The sequence below is a fragment of the Streptomyces sp. CG4 genome (assembly GCF_041080655.1).
Classification (GTDB): domain Bacteria; phylum Actinomycetota; class Actinomycetes; order Streptomycetales; family Streptomycetaceae; genus Streptomyces.
In genome coordinates this window covers 6,157,884-6,176,343 of sequence record NZ_CP163525.1, presented here as the reverse complement: position 1 = coordinate 6,176,343, position 18,460 = coordinate 6,157,884, and the positions used below count along the sequence as shown (strand labels likewise).

Genomic DNA, 18,460 nt, shown 5'->3' with positions numbered 1-18,460 from the left:
GAACCGTGTTCGACACAGTGCTGGTCGCCAACCGGGGCGAGATCGCCGTACGCGTCATCCGTACGCTCCGCTCGCTGGGCGTGCGCTCGGTGGCGGTCTTCTCCGACGCCGACGCCGACGCGCGGCACGTCCGGGAGGCCGACACGGCGGTACGGATCGGCCCGGCACCGGCCGCCGAGAGCTATCTGTCGGTGGAGCGGCTGCTGGCGGCCGCCGCCCGCACGGGTGCACAGGCCGTGCACCCGGGGTACGGCTTCCTCGCCGAGAACGCGGGCTTCGCGCGTGCCTGCGCGGAGGCGGGGCTGGTCTTCATCGGCCCGCCGGCGGACGCGATCGCGCTCATGGGCGACAAGATCCGCGCCAAGGAGACGGTGAAGGCGGCCGGGGTGCCGGTGGTCCCCGGCGGCCGTGACCCCGAACTGGCCGAAGCGGCCCGCGAGTTGGGCGCACCCGTGCTGCTGAAGCCGTCCGCCGGCGGCGGTGGCAAGGGCATGCGGCTGGTGCGGGACCTGACGGCCCTGGAGGAGGAGATCGCGGCCGCCCGCCGCGAGGCCCGCGCCTCCTTCGGCGACGACACCCTGCTGGTGGAGCGGTGGATCGACCGGCCCCGGCACATCGAGATCCAGGTGCTGGCCGACGGCCACGGGAACGTCGTGCACCTCGGCGAGCGCGAGTGCTCACTGCAGCGGCGGCACCAGAAGATCATCGAGGAGGCGCCCTCAGTCCTGCTGGACGAGCGGACGCGCTCGGCGATGGGCGAGGCGGCCGTGCAGGCGGCGCGCTCCTGCGGGTACCGCGGCGCGGGCACGGTGGAGTTCATCGTGCCGGGCAACGACCCCACCCAGTACTTCTTCATGGAGATGAACACCCGCCTCCAGGTGGAGCACCCGGTCACCGAACTCGTCACGGGCCTGGACCTGGTGGAGTGGCAGCTGCGGGTGGCGGCCGGGGAGAAACTGGGCTTCGCCCAGGACGACGTACGGCTCACCGGGCACGCGATCGAGGCCCGGATCTGCGCCGAGGACCCCACGCGCGGCTTCCTCCCCTCCGGCGGCACCGTCCTGCTGCTGAACGAGCCGCAGGGCGACGGCGTCCGCACCGACTCCGGGCTCAGCGAGGGCACCGAGGTCGGCAGCCGGTACGACCCGATGCTGTCCAAGGTGATCGCCTACGGCCCCGACCGCGCGACGGCGCTGCGGGGGCTGCGGGCGGCGCTCGCGGAGACGGTCACGCTGGGCGTGCCGACCAACGCGGGCTTCCTGCGGCGGCTGCTGGCGCATCCGGCGGTCGTGGCGGGCGAGTTGGACACCGGGCTGGTGGAGCGAGAGGTGGACGGGCTCGTCGGGGACGGGGTGCCGGCCGAGGTGTACGCGGCCGCGGCACTGCTGCGGCAGACCGCGCTCGCGCCCGCCGCCGGCTCCGGCTGGACGGACCCGTTCGCCGCCGCCGACGGCTGGCGGCTGGGCGGGGAGCGGGCCTGGACACCGCATCATCTGCGGGTGCCGGGGCACGAGCCGGTGACGGTGCGCGTACGGGGCACGGCGGACGGCGGGACGGAGCTGCTGCTGCCCGGGGCGGACGAGCCACTCCGGGGGGCCGGGGTCATGCCCCCGCGTCCGGGCGCCGAGCACCGGTTCTCCTTCCTGCTCGACGGCGTCTGCCACACCTTCACGGCCACACCGGACGGCACCTGGCTCGGCCGGGACGGTGACGCCTGGCAGGTGCGGGACCACGACCCGGTGGCCGCGTCCCTCGGCAGGTCCGGCCACGCGGGCGCCGACTCCCTCACCGCGCCCATGCCCGGCACGGTCACCGTGGTCAAGGTGGCCGTAGGCGACGAGGTGGCCGCCGGGCAGAGCCTGCTGGTGGTGGAGGCGATGAAGATGGAGCACGTCATCTCCGCCCCGCACGCCGGCACGGTCGCCGAACTGGACGTGACGCCGGGTTCGACGGTCGCCATGGACCAGGTGCTCGCCGTGATCGCACCGCACGAGGAAGAGGAGGTGGCGGAGTGACTGCCGAGGGTCTCCCCATGGTCGTACCGGCCTCGGACCTGCCCGCGCGGGTGCGGATCCACGAGGTCGGCGCGCGCGACGGGCTGCAGAACGAGAAGCGGGCCGTTCCGACCGAGATCAAGGCGGAGTTCATCCGCCGGCTCGCCGACGCGGGCCTGACGACGATCGAGGCGACGAGTTTCGTGCACCCCAAGTGGGTGCCCCAACTGGCCGACGCCGAGCAGCTGTTCCCGTTGATCAGCGGCCTGCCGGGGGTCGAACTCCCGGTGCTGGTGCCCAACCAGCGAGGCCTGGACCGGGCGCTGGCGCTCGGCGCCGACCGGGTCGCCGTCTTCGCCAGCGCCACCGAGTCCTTCGCGAAGGCCAACCTCAACCGCACGGTGGACGAGTCGCTGGCCGTGTTCGCGCCGGTGGTGCGGCAGGCGAAGGACGCGGGCGCGCACGTACGCGGCTATGTGTCCATGTGCTTCGGCGACCCCTGGGAGGGGGCGGTCCCGCTCCACCAGGTGGCCCGCGTCTGCACGGCGCTGCGCGACATGGGCTGCGACGAGCTGAGCCTCGGCGACACCATCGGGGTCGCAACGCCGGGCCACGTACTCGAACTGCTCTCCCTCCTCAACGAGGAGCGCGTGCCGACGAACATGATCGGCGTCCACTTCCACGACACCTACGGCCAGGCGCTCGCGAACACCTACGCGGCCCTGGAGCACGGCGTGACCACCGTCGACGCCTCCGCCGGCGGCCTCGGCGGCTGCCCGTACGCCAAGTCCGCCACCGGCAACCTCGCCACCGAGGACCTCGTCTGGATGCTGCACGGCCTCGGCATCGAGACCGGGGTCGACCTCGGCCGTCTGACCGCCACCAGCGTGTGGATGGCCGCCCATCTGGACCGGCCCAGCCCGTCCCGTACCCTCCGCGCTCTCTCCCACAAGGACCAGTGATCAGCATGGACCACCGTCTCAGCCCCGAGCTGGAGGAACTCCGCCGTACGGTGGAGGAGTTCGCGCACGATGTCGTGGCGCCGAAGATCGGCGACTTCTACGAGCGGCACGAGTTCCCGTACGAGATCGTCCGCGAGATGGGCCGCATGGGCCTGTTCGGGCTGCCGTTCCCGGAGGAGTACGGCGGCATGGGCGGCGACTATCTGGCACTCGGCATCGCCCTGGAGGAGTTGGCGAGGGTCGACTCGTCCGTGGCGATCACCCTCGAAGCGGGCGTCTCCCTCGGCGCCATGCCCCTCCACCTCTTCGGCACGGAGGAGCAGAAGCGCGAGTGGCTCCCCCGCCTCTGCACGGGCGAGATCCTGGGCGCGTTCGGCCTGACCGAGCCGGACGGCGGCAGCGACGCGGGGGCGACCCGTACGACGGCCCGCCTGGACCCGGACACGAACGAATGGGTGATCAACGGCACGAAGTGCTTCATCACCAACTCCGGTACGGACATCACGGGACTGGTGACCGTCACCGCCGTGACCGGCCGCAAGCCGGACGGCAGGCCGGAGATCTCGGCGATCATCGTCCCGTCAGGCACCCCCGGCTTCACGGTGGCGGCTCCCTACTCGAAGGTCGGCTGGAACGCCTCCGACACCCGCGAGCTGTCGTTCGCCGACGTCCGGGTGCCGGCGGCGAATCTGCTCGGCGAGGAGGGCCGGGGCTACGCCCAGTTCCTGCGCATCCTCGACGAGGGCCGCATCGCCATCGCGGCGCTCGCGACGGGCCTGGCGCAGGGCTGCGTCGACGAGTCGGTGAAGTACGCGAAGGAGCGCCACGCCTTCGGTCGCCCCATCGGCGCCAACCAGGCCATCCAGTTCAAGATCGCCGACATGGAGATGAAGGCCCACACGGCCCGCCTGGCCTGGCGCGACGCGGCGAGCCGCCTGGTGGCGGACGAGCCCTTCAAGAAGGAGGCGGCCCTGGCCAAGCTGTACTCCTCGACGGTCGCCGTGGACAACGCCCGCGACGCCACCCAGATCCACGGCGGCTACGGCTTCATGAACGAGTACCCGGTGGCCCGCATGTGGCGCGACTCCAAGATCCTGGAGATCGGCGAGGGCACGAGCGAGGTCCAGCGGATGCTGATCGCGCGGGAGCTGGGGCTGGTGAGCTAGGTGAGCCAGGGGTACGGGGGCGTCGTCGGACGAGTCGGTCCAACGACGCCCCCTGGCCCCTTCTGACGCTGCTGGGCGAATCAGGTGGTTCTCTCGCGGCCGGGCATTGCGTGACGGGTGTGCGGGACGTTGATCAGCGCGTCCGTCATCTGCCTGGAGGTAACCGTGAAAGCCGCGAAGTATGCGACCGGACTGACGTTGGGACTGGCGGTGACGGCCACGCTGGTCACCACAGCCGCTTCCGCCGCACCGCACTCCGCTCCGCCCGACCCTCACGTCCTCACCGAATCCGACAACGGCCACATCGTGGCCCGGTCGGTCGGTGACGACACCGTGATCCGCCTGAAGGCCACCCGCGACCAGGGCTTGACGTACACATGGAGCATGCCGAGCGCCGGCGACGCCCACGTCCTGACGCGGACTGTCGGCGGCACGAAAGCGGCCGGTGACTCATACGCGGTCCTGCACGCGCAAAACCCGGGCACCAGCACCGTCTCCGCCGTGCGTCAGTGCCACCCCGACCCCGGGCACAAGTGCCCCCGCGCCATCGCGCCATGGACGGCCACCATCAAGGTGAGCTGAGACCGTGCACTGAGACGCCGCGCGGCGTCGGCATTCAAGACGCGCTGATGCCTTGAAGTCCGACGCCGCGCATCGCTCTCCGCCGCTCCCTCCATGCCTGCCGCGGGCGCCGGTCAGCGGATGGGGCGGAGCATCACCGCGAGGACCGGCTCACTCGCCACGTCCTGCTCGACACGACGGGAAGGGCGTTCGAGGGGTGCGACCCTGCCCCTGAGGTCGCCATGAGGGTGCGTCAGCCGGACGTCCGCGCCGGCACCAGGGCGAGGACTCATGGCTGCTCGGCGCGCAGGTTCTCGTAGTGGTCGCACAGGGCTTTGACGCAGCGGGCGAGCTTCCGCGCCACGGCAACACGGACGGGCGGCGTGCAGCCGTCGCCGAGTCGCAGCTTTCTGGTCGCCTCGCCGACGCAGGCGAGCGCGCAGTAGCGAGGGACACGTGGCTGCCGCTCGTCTGGCCGAGCCGTACCCCGAGCTGCTGGCGGCGAGTTCACATCTCCTGGCGGTCGGCCGACGACCGAGATGAGCGGCCCAGCCGACTGCGGAAAAGCGAAATCCCCCGCCCGCACCGTGTGCGTCGGCGGCGTGACGTACTTCTCGCGGGAGAGCCCACTCGGGTCAGTGCTGCCCGACATGTTCCACGAAGACCACTGGCGGCCCGAGTTCTGCTCCCCGAGGCGGACTCCACGCGCCACCAGGTCGACCACGCCCTGACCCTCGCGAACAAGTACCGGGACCGGCCGCTGTTCCTGTTCCTCAACTCTCGGCCACCCACGTCCCCCACGGGCACCTGTGGCCGTCGCTGTCATACGCCGTTCCGCTGCCGGAGGGTGTCGTGGAGCCGGTCGACGAGGTGGCCCTTGCGCTCGATGGTGAGGTCGAAGTAGGCGGCGCTCGATGGTGAGCGGCACACACGGTGCACGGCCTCCTTCGCGGCGCGCTTGCGTTCCACCGCCTCGGCCGCGAGGGCGAGCAGCGTGCGGTCGAGGTCCGGGTGGCCGAGGGCGTGAGCGCGCAGCCGTTCGCCGGACGGGGCGTGGCGGGTGTCGGGCGGTGCGGAGTCGAGGAGTTCCAGCAGGACGCGGTTGCTCAGCGCGTCGAAGTCCTCGTGGGTGTTGGCGCCGCCGAGTTCCGGTACGAAGTCGGTGACGTCGTTGAACAGCTGGCTGGCGAGCCCGAGTTGGCGCATCGCCTCCTCCAGGGCGGCGCGCTCGTCGGCGACCACGCGGAGGGCGGCGAGCGCCGCGTCCAACGGCATCCGGAACAGCGTGCCCGTCTTGAGCGCGGCCATCGACTCCCAGAAGCCGATCCGCTCCGCGTGTGGGGCCCCGGTCAGCTCGGCGCGGGTGCGGTCGGAGCGGGTCGCGAGGTCGACGGCCTGGCCGGTGAAGCCGTTCGTCACCGCCGTGAGCAGGCTCTGGGTGACGGCCGGGTCGGCCGCGTGCGCCAGTGCGGCCGTGATCAGCCAGGAGCCGGTGTTGAGGGCGAGCGGGACGCCGTGGGTGAGGTGCAGCGCGGGTTCGCCGTAGCGGACGGCGCTGCCGTCCTGGATGTCGTCGACCACGACCGCGGCCTTCAGCAGAACCCGCACGGCCACGGCGGCCCGGCGCACGGCGGCGAGGGAACCGTCACCGGCATCGCCTCCCGCGGAGGCCACGGTCGCCTCGGAGATGTCCCCGAAGCCCCGGTAGTTGCGGTACGCCCAGTACACCATCGAGGGCCGCAGCGGAGCCCCGCCCCCCGGCGCCCCGGGCCGCGGCCGCAGCGCCTCCTGGCCCGCCTTGGAGCCGAGGGCGTCGGCGGCCGGCAGGTGCAGCGCGCGGTCGAGCGCGGCGGCGTAGGCCGAGCCGTATCCCGCGGCGCCGGGCGGCCGGCCGGTCAGCGCCCCGAGGAACCGGGCCAGATCCTCCTCCAGCAGCGCGGCGTCCGCACGGACGACACCCTCCACCGCGCTCACGTCTCCAGCCACCGTCGCGGTCACTCCTTCCCCGTGCTCGATCGTCTTCAAGCAGCGGTCAGCGCGCGGATCAACATAACCGCGCGTGATCACAACAGCCAGGCGGAGAAGGGGGGTTGAGAGGCGCGAGCGAGGCGAATGGCCGATTCCGCCCCCGTGGCGCCGGACGCCCGGGGCCGCCCCCGACCCTGGACGCCGAGTGAGGTTAGGCTAACCTACTTTCGAACCTGTCCGGCGGGCACCCGCCCCCGTTCGAAAGCAGTCATACCCATGTCCCAAGCCCGTGCCACCCACCTCACTCGCCGCGGCCTCCTCGCCGCGGGCGGCGCCGTCGGACTCGGTGCCGCGCTCGCCGCCTGCGGGGACGACAAGGGCAAAGGCAGTGGCTCGGGCAGCGGGGCGAAGGCCGCCAAGTCCGGCCCGTGGTCCTTCAAGGACGACCGCGGTACGGCCGTGAAGCTCGACAAGGTCCCGGCGAACATCGTCGCCTTCACCGGCGTCGGCGCGGCCCTCTTCGACTACGGCGTCCAGGTGAAGGGCGTCTTCGGACCGACGAGGACCAGCGCAGGCAAGCCCGATGTCCAGGCCGGTGACATGGACATCAGCAAGGTGACGATCCTCGGCAACACCTGGGGCCAGTTCAACATCGAGAAGTACGCCTCCCTCGCGCCGGACGTGCTGATCACCACGATGTTCGACGGCGCCGGGACGCTCTGGTACGTCCCCGAGGAGTCGAAGAAGAAGATCGCGCAGCTCGCGCCCAGCGTCGGCATCTCCGCCTACGACCGTCAGCTCACCGAGCCGCTGCAGCGGATGTGGGACCTCGCCGAGTCGCTCGGCGGCGACATGAAGGCCGCCAAGGTGACGGACGCGAAGAAGCGCTTCGAGGCCGCGGCGGCCCGGCTGCGCGCCGCCGCCAAGGCCAAGCCGGACATCAAGGTGATGGCCGGCAGCGCGAGCGACCAGCTCTTCTACGTCTCCGGCACCAACCTCTCCGTCGACCTGGAGTACTTCAAGGCCCTCGGGGTGAACTTCGTGGAGCCCCCGGAGAGCGCGAAGAAGCAGGGCGGCGGCTGGTTCGAGTCGCTGAGCTGGGAGAACGTCGACAAGTACCAGGCCGACATCATCATGATGGACGACCGGTCCTCGGCTCTCCAGCCCGCCGGCATCGCCAAGCCGACCTGGAAGAAGCTGCCCGCGGTGAGGGCCGGTCAGGTCATCCCCCGCTCCCCCGAGCCGATCCTGTCGTACGACAAGTGCGTGCCGCTGCTGACGAATCTGGCGGAGGCCCTGGAGAAGGCCAAGAAGGTCGGCTGACCCTCCCGCACGGAAAAGTCCTGAATCCCACCCCCCCTTCAGGAGTCACCCATGACGACGGCCGTAGCCGCCCCGTTCCGGTTCTTCGCTCTGCAGGTCGTACGGACGAGGCGGCTGGGGCCGTCTCTCGTCCGACTCACCTTCGGCGGCGCCGAACTGCGGGACTTCCACTCCGACGGGCGCGACCAGTCCCTGTCGCTGTTCCTGCCGCACCCGGGCCAGCCCGAGCCCGTCGTCCCGCTGGAGCTGGGTGACGGCTGGTGGCAGGGCTGGCGGGAACTGCCGGACGACATACGGGCGGTGATGCGCTCGTACACGCTGCGCGCCCTGCGCCGGGACGCCCTGGGCCACACGACCGAGATCGACATCGACTTCGTACTGCACGGCGTCGAGCCCGGTACGTCCGCCGTCGCCGGCCCCGCCTCCCGCTGGGCCTCCCGGGCCACTCCCGGCGACCGCGTCCTGCTGCTCGGACCCGCGCTCGCCGACAACCGCGCGATCCGCTTCCGCCCGCCCGAGGACACCGACCTCGTCGTGCTGTGGGGCGACGAGACCGCCGTACCGGCCGCGACCTCGATCCTGGAATCCCTGCCGGCCGGCACCCGCGTGCACGCCTGGCTGGAGGTGCCGCAGGCCGGCGACATCCAGGACATCGCCACGGACGCGGACGCGGAGATCACGTGGCGCGTACGGCACGACGGCGCCCCCATGGCCGTCGACGCCGTACGGGCCGCGCGACTGCCCCTCGCCGAGCGGCCGTACGTATGGATCGCGGGCGAGTCGGGGCAAGTGAAGGCGCTGCGGCGGCACTTCGTCGGTGAGCGCGGGGTCGACCGGCGGCGGGTGACCTTCGTCGGGTACTGGCGGCAGGGGATGACCGAGGAACAGCTGCGGGCCGCGGAGTAGCTCCCCGGGCGTGACACCGCTCACGGGTGACGCATGCCTTGATCCAGAAAACTTAGGTTAGGCTAACCTTAGTTGAACGAGGAACCCGTTCACGCCCGAAGCGGTTCACACCCCAAGCCGTTCACACCCGAACCCGTTCAAACCCCGCACGGACTGTCCCCTCGGAGGACCCCCACATGCGTTCGCACCTGCTCAATGGCCTCACCACGGAGCACTACCGCAGCTCCGTGACCGAAGGAGTCGAGCGGGTGGCGGCCAAACTCGCCACCACCGAACGTCCGTTCACCGGCATCACCGTCGACGCCCTCACCCCTTGCGTCGACGCCATCGACCTGGACCGGCCGCTCGGCGACACCGCCGCCGTCCTGGACGAGCTGGAGGACGTCTATCTGAAGGACGCGGTCTACTTCCACCACCCCCGCTATCTCGCCCACCTCAACTGCCCGGTGGTCATCCCGGCGGTGCTCGGCGAGGCCGTGCTCTCCGCGGTCAACTCCTCCCTCGACACCTGGGACCAGTCGGCCGGCGGCACCCTCATCGAGCGCAAGCTCATCGACTGGACGACCGCCCGGATCGGCCTCGGGCCCGCCGCCGACGGCGTGTTCACCTCCGGCGGCACCCAGTCCAACCTCCAGGCGCTGCTCCTCGCGAGGGAGGAGGCCAAGACGGACTCGCTCGCGAAACTGCGCATCTTCGCCTCCGAGGTCAGCCACTTCAGCGTGAAGAAGTCCGCGAAACTGCTCGGCCTCGGGCAGGAGTCCGTGGTCGCCCTCCCCGTCGACCACGACAAGCGGCTGCAGACCGTCGCCCTCGCCCGCGAGCTGGAGCGCTGCGCGCGGGACGGCCTCGTCCCCATGGCGGTCGTCGCCACCGCCGGCACCACCGACTTCGGCTCCATCGACCCGCTCCCGGAGATCGCCGAGCTGTGCGCGCAGTTCGGCGTGTGGATGCACGTCGACGCGGCCTACGGCTGCGGACTGCTGGCCTCCCTGAAGTACCGGGACCGGCTCGCAGGCATCGAGCGCGCCGACTCGGTCACGGTCGACTACCACAAGTCCTTCTTCCAGCCGGTGAGTTCGTCCGCTCTCCTGGTCCGGGACGCGGCCACCCTGTGCCACGCCACCTACCACGCCGAGTACCTCAACCCGCGCCGCATGGTGCAGGAACGAATCCCCAACCAGGTCGACAAGTCCCTGCAGACCACCCGCCGCTTCGACGCCCTCAAGCTCTGGATGACACTGCGGGTGATGGGCGCCGACGGCATCGGCGCGCTCTTCGACGAGGTCTGCGACCTGGCGGCCGAGGGCTGGCGGCTGCTCGCCGCCGACCCCCGCTTCGACGTCGTCGTCGAACCCACCCTGTCCACCCTGGTCTTCCGCTACATCCCGGCGGCCGTCACCGACCCGGCCGCGATCGACCGCGCCAACCTGTACGCCCGCAAGGCCCTGTTCGCCTCCGGCGACGCCGTGGTCGCGGGCACCAAGGTCGGCGGCCGCCACTACCTGAAGTTCACCCTGCTCAACCCCGAGACCACGCCGGCCGACATCGCCGCCGTCCTCGATCTGATCGCCGGCCACGCCGAGCAGTATCTGGGAGAGTCCCTTGACCGCGCTTCCTGAAGCCAGCCGCACCCATGACTTCGTGGGGATCGGGCTCGGCCCCTTCAACCTCGGCCTCGCCTGCCTGACCGAGCCCATCGACGGCCTCGACGGCGTCTTCCTCGACGCCAAGCCGGACTTCGAGTGGCACGCCGGAATGTTCCTGGACGGCGCCCATCTGCAGACCCCGTTCATGTCGGACCTGGTCACCCTCGCCGACCCGACCTCGCCGTACTCCTTCCTCAACTACCTGAAGGAGAAAGGCAGACTGTACTCGTTCTACATCCGCGAGAACTTCTATCCGCTGCGGGTCGAGTACGACGACTACTGCCGCTGGGCGGCGGGCCGGCTGAGCAGCGTCCGGTTCAACACGACCGTCACCGAGGTGACGTACGAGGACGAGGACGAGCTGTACGTCGTCCGCACCGAGCGCGGGGAGACGTACCGCGGCCGGCGTCTGGTCCTCGGCACCGGCACGGTCCCCTTCGTCCCCGAGGCCTGCCGGGGGCTCGGCGGCGACTTCGTGCACAACTCCCAGTACATGCACCGCAAGGCGGAGCTGCAGGCGAAGAAGTCCATCACGATCGTCGGCAGCGGCCAGAGCGCGGCCGAGATCTACCACGAGCTGCTCGCCGAGATCGACTCCTACGGCTACCAGCTCAACTGGGTCACCCGCTCCCCGAGGTTCTTCCCGCTGGAGTACACCAAGCTGACCCTGGAGATGACGTCCCCGGACTACGTCGACTACTTCCGCGCGCTGCCCGAGGAGACCCGCTACCGGCTGGAGAAGCAGCAGAAGGGCCTGTTCAAGGGCATCAACTCGGATCTGATCGACTCGATCTTCGACCTGCTCTACCAGAAGAACGTCACCAGCGGCGACCGTCCGGTCCCCACGCGGCTGCTCACCAACTCCAGCTTGACGAGCGCCCGTTACGACGCCGACGGCGGCTACACCCTCGGCTTCCACCAGGACGAGCAGGACAAGGACTTCGAGATCGGCACCGAGGGCCTGCTGCTGGCCACCGGCTACCACTACGAGCCGCCGGCCTTCCTCGCCCCGATCCGCGACCGGCTGCTCTTCGACGGCCACGGCCGCTTCGACGTCGCCCGCAACTACGCCGTCGACGTCACGGGCCGCGGCGTCTTCCTGCAGAACGCCGGCGTCCACACCCACAGCATCACCAGCCCCGACCTGGGCATGGGCGCGTACCGCAACTCGTACATCATCCGCGAGCTGCTCGGCACCGAGTACTACCCGGTCGAGAAGACCATCGCGTTCCAGGAGTTCGCCGTATGACGCGTATGACCCGCATGACCTTCACCTTCCGTGCCGTGGATCCGCTGCGGGACGCCGAGCTTCTGCACTCCTGGGTCACCCACCCCAAGGCGGCCTTCTGGATGATGCAGGACGCGAAACTGGAGGACGTCGAGCGCGCGTACATGGAGATCGCGGCCGACCCGCACCAGCACGCGCTGCTCGGGCTGCGGGACGGCGAACCCGCTTTCCTCGTGGAGCAGTACGACCCGGCGCACCGCGAGCTGGTCGGCCTGTACGAGGCACAGCCCGGGGACATCGGCATGCACTTCCTCACCCCGGCGACCGACACGCCCGTGCACGGGTTCACCAGGTCCGTCATCACCGCCGTCATGGCCCACCTCTTCGAGGATCCGGCGACCCTGCGGGTCGTCGTCGAGCCGGACGTGCGCAACCAGGCCGTACACGCCCTGAACGAGGCGGTCGGGTTCGTGCCCGAGCGGGAGATCCAGAAGCCGGAGAAGACGGCGCTGCTGAGCTTCTGCACGCGTGAGCGGTTCGTCGCCGCGACGGGGGTGGCCGCATGAGCCCCGCCGACGCCGTGGCCCATCTGTCCCCCGAGCGCTGGGCGAGGGCCAACCGGCTGCTGATACGCAAGGCGCTCGCGGAGTTCGCCCACGAGCGCCTGATCACGCCCGAGCAGGACGGTGACGGGTACGTCGTCCGCAGTGACGACGGACTGACCTCCTACCGCTTCTCCGCCGTCCGGCGCGCCCTCGACCACTGGCAGATCGAGACCGACTCCCTCACCCGGCACCGCGCGGGCGACGAACTCCCGCTCGCCGCCCTGGACTTCTTCATCGAACTGAAGACGTCCCTGGGCCTGAGCGACGAGATCCTGCCGGTCTATCTGGAGGAGATCTCCTCCACCCTGTCCGGCACCTGCTACAAGCTCACCAAGCCCCGCATCACCTCCGCGGAGCTGGCGGGCAGCGGCTTCCAGGCGATCGAGACCGGGATGACCGAGGGCCACCCCTGCTTCGTCGCGAACAACGGGCGGCTCGGGTTCGGCATCCACGAGTACCTGTCGTACGCCCCGGAGACCGCGAGCCCCGTCCGGCTGGTGTGGCTGGCCGCGCACCGCTCCCGGGCCGCGTTCACGGCGGGCGCCGGGATCGAGTACGAGGAGTTCCTGCGGGAGGAGCTGGGCGAGAAGACGCTGGACCGTTTCCGCGCCACGCTCACCGAGCAGGACCTCGACCCGGCCGACTATCTCCTCATCCCGGTCCACCCCTGGCAGTGGTGGAACAAGCTCTCCGTCACCTTCGCGGCCGAGGTGGCCCGCCGGCACCTGGTCTGCCTCGGCGAGGGCGGCGACGAGTATCTGGCCCAGCAGTCCATCCGGACCTTCTTCAACTCCTCCCACCCGGAGAAGCACTATGTGAAGACGGCCCTGTCCGTGCTCAACATGGGCTTCATGCGCGGTCTTTCGGCCGCCTACATGGAGGCGACGCCCGCCATCAACGACTGGCTGGCCCAGCTGATCGAGAACGACCCGGTGCTGAAGGCGACGGGCCTGACGATCATCCGCGAGCGGGCGGCCGTCGGCTACCGGCACCTGGAGTACGAGCAGGCCACCGACCGCTACTCGCCGTACCGCAAGATGCTGGCCGCGCTGTGGCGGGAGAGCCCGGTGCCCTCGCTGCGGGACGGCGAGTCCCTCGCGACCATGGCCTCCCTGCTGCACGTCGACCACGCCGGCGCCTCCTTCGCGGGCGCGCTGATCGAGCGGTCCGGTCTCACGCCGGTGGAATGGCTACGGCAGTACCTCCGGGCGTACTACACACCCCTCCTGCACAGCTTCTACGCCTACGACCTCGCCTTCATGCCGCACGGTGAGAACGTCATCCTGGTGCTGGAGGACGGGGTCGTACGACGGGCGGTCTACAAGGACATCGCCGAGGAGATCGTGGTGATGGACCCGGACGCCGTACTTCCGCCGGAGGTCCGCCGGATCCGGGTCGAGGTCCCCGAGGACACGAAGCTGCTGTCCATCTTCACGGACGTCTTCGACTGCTTCTTCCGCTTCCTCGCCGCGCATCTCGCCGCCGAGGGGATCCTGGCCGAGGACGACTTCTGGCGCACGGTCGCGGAGGTCACCCGCGCGTACCAGGACGCGAACCCCGAACTCGCCCACAAATTCCGGCAGTACGACATGTTCGCCCCCGAGTTCGCCCTGTCCTGCCTCAACCGGCTCCAGCTGCGCGACAACCGGCAGATGGTGGACCTGGCAGACCCGTCGAGCGCCCTCCAGCTGGTCGGAACCCTGAAAAATCCCATCGCGGGGTTCTGATCCGGACCGACGGGCACCCCGGAGTACGGTCCTCCGGGGTGCCCGTCCGCAGGGGGCGGCTGGTCGTGGTCAGCTGGTCGGCCAGGGGACCTGCGGCGACTTGTAGTAGCCGATTCCGAGGGCGTCCCAGCGTGGGGCCTGGGCGGCCAGCCGGACCTTGTAAGCGTTCCAGTCGTGTGTGGCCGCCGGGGACCAGCCCAGTTCGGCGGCGCCCGGCAGGCGCGGGAACGCCATGTAGTCGATGTCGGCGTTCGTCTTCAGGGTCTCCGACCACAGGGGCGCCTCCACACCCCGGACGGCGGAGGCCGGAGCGCCGGGCAGATAGGCGCCCGGATTCCAGTCGTACGACCGCTGCACCTCGACCAGGCCCGCCCAGTCCAGGCCCAGCTTGGTGTCCTTGGTGTACTTCATGTCGAGGTAGATGCGGTCGGCCGGGGACAGGATCAGCCCGGTGCCGTTCTGGGCGGCCTTGGCGACCTGGGCCTTGTCGGCCGCGCTGGTGCTGTCCAGGCCCCAGTACTGGGCGACGGCCCCCTTGACCGGGTGGGCGCCGGTGAGCTGGTGCCAGCCGATGACCGTCTTGCCGTACTTGGCCACGATGGGCTGTACCCGGTCCATGAAGGTCACGTAGTCGGTGTGGCTGGTGGAGTGGGCCTCGTCACCTCCTACGTGGAGGTAGCGGCCGGGGGTGAGGGCGGCCAGCTCACGGATGACGTCGTCCACGAAGTCGTACGTCGCCTGCTTGGGCACGCACAGCGAGCTGAAGCCGACCTCCGTGCCGGTGTACAGCGGGGGTGCCTGGCCGTTGCAGTTGAGCTGGGCGTAGGAGGCGAGGGCCGCGTTGGAGTGGCCGGGCATGTCGATCTCGGGGACGACCTCCAGATAGCGGGAGGCCGCGTAACGGACGATCTCCCGGTAGTCCGCCTTGGTGTAGAAGCCGCCCTTGCCGCCGCCGACCTCGGTGGAGCCGCCGTAGTCGGCGAGACGCGGCCAGGAGTCTATGGCGATGCGCCAGCCCTGGTCGTCGCTGAGGTGCAGGTGCAGCTCGTTGATCTTGTACATCGCCAGCTGGTCGATGTACCGCTTGACCTGGGCGACGGTGAAGAAGTGCCGGGAGACGTCCAGCATGGCGCCCCGGTAGGAGTAGCGGGGGCGGTCCTCGATGGTGCCGCCGGCGATCTGCCAGGGGCCGCTCTGCACGGTCTTCTTCTCGATGGCGGCCGGGAGGAGCTGACGCAGCGTCTGGACGCCGTGGAAGAGGCCGGCGGGGGCGCTCGCGGTGAGGGTGACACCGCCCGCGTCACTGTGCAGCCGGTACCCCTCGGCACCGAAGTCGCCCCGGGCGAGGTGGAGCCGGATGCCGCCGGTGCCGTGGTCGGTGAGCGGCAGCGGGTAGCCGGTGGCGGGCCGCAGGATGCCGGTGAGGTAGCCGCCGATGCGGCGTACCTCGGCGGAGTCGTCGACACGGACCCCGGTCGCACGGGTGATGCGGTACGGCAGCCCGCCGGGTGCGACCGAGGCGGGGGCCGGGACGACCTGGTCCAGAGGTGTCGCGGCCGCGGCGTGTGCGGCGGGGGCCGCACCGAGGGTGAAGACGCCGGCCGCCGCGACGAGCAGCAGCGATCCCAGAATGCTCGGTGTTCGGGGAGTCTTGCTGTGGTTCCGTCTCACATGCGCTCCCTTCAAACGTGGTCGAGACCACTCTCCCGCAGATCCGATGAAACAATCCCTCCATGGCAGAAATCATCCAGAAGGACGGCACCTGGACCTTCGAGGGTGACGCCCTGCGGCTCACCCCGGGCCGGGACAAGAACGTGAGCCCCCTCCGCCGGGAGCTGGGCGAACTCGTCGTTCCCCTGGGTGCGTTGGCCGGTATCTCCTTCGAGCAGGGGAGAAAGTCGGGGCGGCTGCGGCTGCGGCTGCGCGACGGCGCCGATCCGCTGACCCAGGCCACCGGCGGCCGGCTCGCCGAACCGAACGACCCGTACCAGCTGGCGGTGGAGTCCGACCGGTACGGCGTCGCCGAGTACTTCGCGGACGAGGTGCGCAACGCGCTGCTGCTGGACGGGGTTTCACCGGATCCGGTCGCCGAGTATCTGCTGCCGGGACCCGCACTGCCGGTGTCCGCCTCCGCCGGGGACGGCACGGCGGGCTTCGACGGGGAACGGTTGCGGCTGGAGTGGAACTGGAAGACCGAGGACGCCAAGGCCGCCGGCGGCCCTCGCACGATCCCTCTCGCCGACGTCCTCGGCGTGGAGTGGCAGCCCGCGGCCGGGCTGGAGAACGGCCATCTGCGCTTCCTGGTGCGCGGCGCCCCGGTCACGGCACCGCCCAAGTACGACCCGAACGCGGTCGAGCTGTGGGGCTTCAAGAAGGACCCGCTGATGGCCCTGGTGGCGGCCGCCGTACAGGCGCGGCTGCCGCATCCCGCGGCGGCGGAGCAGGAGGTACGGCAGGATCCGCCGGTGCTCGGCAAGGCAGACGGTGGGGACGGCCACGACGCCCTGCTGCGCCGCCTGCGCGAGCTGGGCGACCTGCACCGCGACGGGATCCTGACGGCCGAGGAGTTCGCGCTGGCCAAGCAGGCGGTCCTCAAACGCTTGTGAGGACCGCCTGTGGCTCTCGTCCGGGTGCGCCCGCCTGCCGAGCACACCGGTGACTACTTCGCCGTGCGGGACACCGTGAAGTGGTCGATGCGGTCGCCGGTCTCGGCGATGCCCGACACCGTCAGCGTGGTCTGCCGGCCCTTCGGCGCGGGGGTGACGTCCACGCGCAGGAAGGAGTAGTTGAGGTAGCGCACCCGGGACCAGGTGACGGTCTCGTTGACCTTGCCGTCCTTGGTGTTGATGAAGGACGCGACCGAGTCGACCTCGTGCTCGTGGCCCTCGTAGGAGTCCGGGGCACTGAACGCGTACAGGCTGCGACCCGCCGCGCCGGCGGTGACGTAGACCACACCCTCGGTCTCGGGGTAGGCGGTGCCGCCGATCGGGAGCTTCTTGGTGACGGCGCCGGCCTTGATGACGTCGGTGCGCTCGTACTGGTGGTTGTGGCCGTTGATGACCAGGTCCACCTGGTACTTCTCGAACAGCGGCACCCACTCCTGGCGCACGCCCCCCTCCGAGGCGTGCGCGGTGGAGGTGCAGTACGCGCAGTGGTGGAAGAACACGACGACGAAGTCGATGTCGTCGCAGGCCCGGAACTTCTTCAGCTGAGCCTCGAACCACTTGGTCTGGGTACCGCCGGATATGCCCAGGTTCGCCGGGATCTCGAAGGAGATGTCGTTCGGGTCCAGGGAGATGACCGCGGTGTTGCCGTAGACGAAGGAGTAGACGCCGGGCAGGTTCTTCGGGTCCGGGCCGTTGTCCGGGAGGGTCCAGCGGGCCTCCTCGCCGCCGTAGCCGTTGGGCGAGTACCAGGCCTCCATGTCGTGGTTGCCGTACGAGACCATCCACGGGACCTGCTTGGCGACCGACTCGGTCTGGTACAGGAACTGGTCCCAGGTGCGCGAGTCGAAGCCGGTGTCGGTGGACTTGCCCTGGCCGGCCGGGTCGCCGTAGGCGATGTCGCCGGCGTGCAGGTGGAAGGCCGGGTTCTGGCCGAGGATCAGGGCGTTGTTGGCCAGGCCGTGGTAGCCCACGCCCTCGTCGCCGAAGGCGGTGAAGGTGAACGGCGCCTTGCGGGCGGGAGCGGTGGTGAAGGTGCCCAGGGTGCCCAGCAGGTGCCGCTCGGCCGGGTCGAAGCCCTCGTGGCCGACGCCGTAGTAGTAGGTCCTGCCCGGGCGCAGATGGGTGAGCTGGGCGTGCAGGTAGTACTGCGTGTGGTCGCCGCTCGCGCCGACGCCGGCCGGGGTGTAGAGGCTGCGGACCTCGGCCTCGATCTTGCGGGAGAGGTCCCAGGGGTGGGCGCCGATCCGGATGAACGGGTTCTTCACGGCAACCGGGACCTGCCAGGAGACGGTCATCTCCCTGCTCGGGTCGTTGCCGTAGGCGAGGTGGCGGCCGAAGGGGGCGACGAGGGCGCCGTCGACCGTCTCGGCGGCCGGGGCGGTGCGCTGCGTCGGCACCGCCGCCTGGGCGGTGGCGCCCGGCACGAACGCGCCACCCGCGACGGCGCCCAGCGTGACGGCGCCGCCCCTGATCATGGTGCGCCGCGAGAATCTGGCGCGCAGGTACTCATGCTGCTCGGCCATGCTCATGCGCTCGGCCAGCTTCTCGGGTACTCCCATACGAGGAATGTCCATGGCGTCTGAAAATGGTCCACATCTCCAACGAGACGCAAGACACAGGATGGACAGCCGGAGAACAGAGATCCACGAGAGACCCTCACCAAGGGGTTGCCCGAAATCGGGCAGGATTCTTGCGAAACCCGCGCCGG

Annotated in this window: 15 protein-coding genes and 2 pseudogenes; 13 read left to right on the top strand and 4 right to left on the bottom strand. The window is 70.4% G+C overall.

The annotated features are described in order from the left end of the window. Nucleotides 1-5 precede the first annotated feature (5 nt). From AB5L52_RS28140 to AB5L52_RS28125, 4 genes are all read left to right on the top strand, one after another. A complete protein-coding gene (locus AB5L52_RS28140; protein WP_369366909.1) occupies nucleotides 6-2,015 on the top strand; it encodes a biotin carboxylase N-terminal domain-containing protein in 2,010 nt (669 codons plus the stop codon). Beyond that, complete coding sequence (locus tag AB5L52_RS28135; protein ID WP_369366907.1) at nucleotides 2,012-2,956, top strand: hydroxymethylglutaryl-CoA lyase; 945 nt, start codon at nucleotides 2,012-2,014, stop codon at nucleotides 2,954-2,956. Before AB5L52_RS28140 ends, AB5L52_RS28135 begins: the two co-directional genes overlap by 4 nt. Nucleotides 2,957-2,961: 5 nt before the next feature. Beyond that, nucleotides 2,962-4,122, top strand: coding sequence for an acyl-CoA dehydrogenase family protein (locus AB5L52_RS28130; protein WP_351031028.1), 1,161 nt, complete (start codon nucleotides 2,962-2,964; stop codon nucleotides 4,120-4,122). 165 nt (nucleotides 4,123-4,287) lie between these two features. After that, a complete protein-coding gene (locus AB5L52_RS28125; RefSeq protein ID WP_351031025.1) occupies nucleotides 4,288-4,704 on the top strand; it encodes a hypothetical protein in 417 nt (138 codons plus the stop codon). Nucleotides 4,705-4,972: 268 nt separating this feature from the next. On the opposite strand, the gene AB5L52_RS28120 is transcribed toward AB5L52_RS28125, so the two are convergent. Beyond that, the gene (locus AB5L52_RS28120) at nucleotides 4,973-5,089 is read right to left on the bottom strand and encodes a hypothetical protein (RefSeq protein WP_369368984.1); all 117 of its coding nucleotides are present in this window, start codon (nucleotides 5,087-5,089) and stop codon (nucleotides 4,973-4,975) included. Nucleotides 5,090-5,139: 50 nt separating this feature from the next. Here AB5L52_RS28120 and AB5L52_RS28115 point away from each other — a divergent pair. Further along, a pseudogene (locus AB5L52_RS28115) lies at nucleotides 5,140-5,226 on the top strand (SAM-dependent methyltransferase); the annotation flags it as partial. Between the two features lie 38 nt (nucleotides 5,227-5,264). Then, nucleotides 5,265-5,366 (top strand): annotated as a pseudogene (locus tag AB5L52_RS28110) (esterase); the annotation flags it as partial. A 139-nt stretch (nucleotides 5,367-5,505) separates the two neighbouring features. Here the strand turns inward: AB5L52_RS28110 and AB5L52_RS28105 are convergent. Further along, entirely contained in the window at nucleotides 5,506-6,669 is a 1,164-nt protein-coding gene (locus AB5L52_RS28105) for a polyprenyl synthetase family protein (protein WP_369366905.1), read from the bottom strand. A gap of 258 nt (nucleotides 6,670-6,927) precedes the next feature. Between AB5L52_RS28105 and AB5L52_RS28100 the strand changes: the two genes are divergently transcribed. From AB5L52_RS28100 to AB5L52_RS28075, 6 genes are all read left to right on the top strand, one after another. Further along, entirely contained in the window at nucleotides 6,928-7,974 is a 1,047-nt protein-coding gene (locus tag AB5L52_RS28100; protein WP_369366903.1) for an ABC transporter substrate-binding protein, read from the top strand. Between the two features lie 51 nt (nucleotides 7,975-8,025). Further along, nucleotides 8,026-8,880: a siderophore-interacting protein gene (locus tag AB5L52_RS28095; protein ID WP_369366901.1), complete on the top strand. Its 855-nt coding sequence runs from the start codon at nucleotides 8,026-8,028 to the stop codon at nucleotides 8,878-8,880. Between the two features lie 176 nt (nucleotides 8,881-9,056). After that, complete coding sequence (gene desA, locus AB5L52_RS28090; RefSeq protein WP_369366899.1) at nucleotides 9,057-10,499, top strand: lysine decarboxylase DesA; 1,443 nt, start codon at nucleotides 9,057-9,059, stop codon at nucleotides 10,497-10,499. Then, the gene (locus tag AB5L52_RS28085) at nucleotides 10,483-11,775 is read left to right on the top strand and encodes a lysine N(6)-hydroxylase/L-ornithine N(5)-oxygenase family protein (RefSeq protein ID WP_369366897.1); all 1,293 of its coding nucleotides are present in this window, start codon (nucleotides 10,483-10,485) and stop codon (nucleotides 11,773-11,775) included. The genes desA and AB5L52_RS28085 overlap by 17 nt, the downstream gene beginning before the upstream one ends. Next, a complete protein-coding gene (locus AB5L52_RS28080) occupies nucleotides 11,772-12,320 on the top strand; it encodes a GNAT family N-acetyltransferase (protein WP_351031006.1) in 549 nt (182 codons plus the stop codon). The genes AB5L52_RS28085 and AB5L52_RS28080 overlap by 4 nt, the downstream gene beginning before the upstream one ends. Continuing rightward, nucleotides 12,317-14,086, top strand: coding sequence for an IucA/IucC family siderophore biosynthesis protein (locus AB5L52_RS28075; protein WP_369366895.1), 1,770 nt, complete (start codon nucleotides 12,317-12,319; stop codon nucleotides 14,084-14,086). Before AB5L52_RS28080 ends, AB5L52_RS28075 begins: the two co-directional genes overlap by 4 nt. Before the next feature lie 69 nt (nucleotides 14,087-14,155). Here the strand turns inward: AB5L52_RS28075 and AB5L52_RS28070 are convergent, their stop codons facing one another. Continuing rightward, complete coding sequence (locus AB5L52_RS28070) at nucleotides 14,156-15,757, bottom strand: beta-N-acetylhexosaminidase (RefSeq protein WP_369366893.1); 1,602 nt, start codon at nucleotides 15,755-15,757, stop codon at nucleotides 14,156-14,158. Between the two features lie 62 nt (nucleotides 15,758-15,819). On the opposite strand from AB5L52_RS28070, the gene AB5L52_RS28065 reads away from it, so the two are divergent. Next, entirely contained in the window at nucleotides 15,820-16,692 is an 873-nt protein-coding gene (locus AB5L52_RS28065) for a DUF4429 domain-containing protein (RefSeq protein ID WP_351562982.1), read from the top strand. Between the two features lie 53 nt (nucleotides 16,693-16,745). Here the strand turns inward: AB5L52_RS28065 and AB5L52_RS28060 are convergent, their stop codons facing one another. Next, the gene (locus AB5L52_RS28060; RefSeq protein ID WP_351030996.1) at nucleotides 16,746-18,311 is read right to left on the bottom strand and encodes a metallophosphoesterase family protein; all 1,566 of its coding nucleotides are present in this window, start codon (nucleotides 18,309-18,311) and stop codon (nucleotides 16,746-16,748) included. Nucleotides 18,312-18,460: the final 149 nt, after the last annotated feature.

Coding starts and splice junctions, on each gene's coding strand:
- AB5L52_RS28130 (WP_351031028.1), top strand. CDS start 2,962: ATGGACCACCGTCTCAGCCCCGAGCTGGAGGAACTCCGCCGTACGGTG.
- AB5L52_RS28100 (WP_369366903.1), top strand. CDS start 6,928: ATGTCCCAAGCCCGTGCCACCCACCTCACTCGCCGCGGCCTCCTCGCC.
- AB5L52_RS28095 (WP_369366901.1), top strand. CDS start 8,026: ATGACGACGGCCGTAGCCGCCCCGTTCCGGTTCTTCGCTCTGCAGGTC.
- desA (WP_369366899.1), top strand. CDS start 9,057: ATGCGTTCGCACCTGCTCAATGGCCTCACCACGGAGCACTACCGCAGC.
- AB5L52_RS28080 (WP_351031006.1), top strand. CDS start 11,772: ATGACGCGTATGACCCGCATGACCTTCACCTTCCGTGCCGTGGATCCG.
- AB5L52_RS28075 (WP_369366895.1), top strand. CDS start 12,317: ATGAGCCCCGCCGACGCCGTGGCCCATCTGTCCCCCGAGCGCTGGGCG.
- AB5L52_RS28065 (WP_351562982.1), top strand. CDS start 15,820: ATGGCAGAAATCATCCAGAAGGACGGCACCTGGACCTTCGAGGGTGAC.
- AB5L52_RS28060 (WP_351030996.1), bottom strand. CDS start 18,311: ATGGGAGTACCCGAGAAGCTGGCCGAGCGCATGAGCATGGCCGAGCAG.